At 66.3% G+C, this 1,706-nt stretch carries 3 protein-coding genes; all 3 read left to right on the forward strand.

Annotation, left to right across the window (positions count from 1 at the left end):
• Window positions 1–274: glutamate ligase domain-containing protein (locus FVW20_RS14440; RefSeq protein WP_372435004.1), on the forward strand; the 274-nt coding region annotated here is incomplete at its 5' end.
• A 189-nt stretch (window positions 275–463) separates the two neighbouring features.
• Window positions 464–1,540, forward strand: a complete 1,077-nt coding sequence (mraY, locus tag FVW20_RS14445) for a phospho-N-acetylmuramoyl-pentapeptide-transferase (RefSeq protein WP_196610166.1) — start codon at window positions 464–466, stop codon at window positions 1,538–1,540.
• A gap of 15 nt (window positions 1,541–1,555) precedes the next feature.
• The coding region (locus tag FVW20_RS14450; RefSeq protein ID WP_196610167.1) for an NAD(P)-binding protein at window positions 1,556–1,706 on the forward strand (151 nt) is incomplete at its 3' end.

Here is a 1,706-nt window from a genome sequence, read left to right on the forward strand (position 1 = left end):
CCATGCCGACGTGGCCGTGCTCACGTCCGACAACCCCCGCCACGAGGACCCGCAGGCCATCATGGCCGACGTGCTGCCCGGCCTTGCCGGAGCGCGCGAGGTGGTCAGCGACCCCGACCGGGCGCAGGCCATCGGCAAGGCCCTCGCGCTGCTGCAACCGGGCGACGTGTTGCTGGTGGCGGGCAAGGGGCACGAAAGTTACCAGCAGATCGGCGACCGCAAGGTGCCGTATAGCGACCAGCAGGTCATTCGGGAGATACTGGGGTGCAATTGATGTTCACAGCCGCGTGCCATGCCGCGCGGGGTCGCGCCGTAGCCGCCGTGGCAGGCCGGTCCGGCCTTTCCGCCCGCACCGGGTTCTGCCGTCGCGCCTGCCCGGGCGCGCGCCGCCACGTTTCGTCGGGCTCGCGCAAGGCCGTACAGCCGGAAGGGCACCTGAACGGGCCCGCCACCGGGGGGCGCCATGCTGTATAACCTGCTGTACCCCCTCAGTTCCGAATTCACGGTCCTCAACGTCTTCCGCTACATCACCTTCCGGTCGGTGTGGGCGTTGCTGACGGCGCTGCTGCTGTCCATCCTCATGGGACCGCGCTTCATCGCGTGGCTGCAACGCATCAAGTGCGGCCAGCACATCCACGAGGACGTCACCTGCCACATGCAGAAGGCGGGCACCCCCACCATGGGCGGCCTGCTCATCGCCTTCTGCCTGACGTGCAGCGTGCTGCTGTGGGCCGACCTGACCAACAAGTACGTCTGGCTGACAATGCTCATCTTTCTGGGCTTTGGCCTGGTTGGTTTTCTGGACGACTACATCAAGATCCGCCGTCGCAACAACAAGGGCCTGTCCGCCCGCGCCAAGTTCCTGGGGCAGGTGGTCGTGGCCGCCGTGGCCATGTACATGGTGGTCAGCGAGCCGGTGTACTCCACCCGCCTGGCCTTTCCGTTCTTCAAGGGGCTCGCGCCCGACCTCGGCTGGCTGTACATACCCTTCGCCGTGACGGTGATGGTGGGTTCGTCCAACGGGGTGAACCTTACCGACGGGCTGGACGGCCTGGCCATCGGTCCCACCATCATCGCGGGCATGGTCTTTGCCGTGTTCATCTACGTGGCGGGCAACGTGCAGATGGCCAACTACCTGCAAGTGCCCAACGTGCCCGGCGTGGGCGAGGTTACCGTGTTCTGCGGGGCGCTGGTGGGCGCAAGCCTGGGCTTTCTGTGGTTCAACGCCTACCCGGCCCAGGTGTTCATGGGCGACGTGGGCTCGCTGGCCCTTGGCGGCGCGCTGGGCTTCCTGGCGGTGCTGTGCAAGCAGGAACTGCTGCTGCTCGTCGTGGGCGGGCTGTTCGTGGTGGAAACCCTGTCGGTGATCCTGCAGGTGGGCTACTTCAAGTTCACGGGGGGCAAGCGCATCTTTCGCATGGCCCCGCTGCATCATCACTTCGAACTGCAGGGCATTCCAGAGTCGAAGATCATCATCAGGTTCTGGATCATGTCGGCGCTGCTGGGGTTGATGGCCCTGTCGGTGCTGAAACTCCGGTAAGGCAAGGATACGGCAATGACCTGCGACAAGCACACGGCGCAAACCATCGGCAAGGGCGACCTTGTGGTGGTCGTGGGCGCGGGCCGCTCCGGCATGGCTGCCGCGCGGCTGCTGCACCGCATGGGGGCGCGCGTGCGCCTGCTGGAACGCAACGCCGACGGGGTGC

It is taken from the genome of Nitratidesulfovibrio oxamicus (assembly GCF_015731765.1).
Lineage (GTDB): Bacteria > Desulfobacterota > Desulfovibrionia > Desulfovibrionales > Desulfovibrionaceae > Cupidesulfovibrio > Cupidesulfovibrio oxamicus.

Bases quoted from the DNA above. Each gene is read 5' to 3' on its own strand.
- mraY (WP_196610166.1), top strand. From the start codon at position 464: ATGCTGTATAACCTGCTGTACCCCCTCAGTTCCGAATTCACGGTCCTC.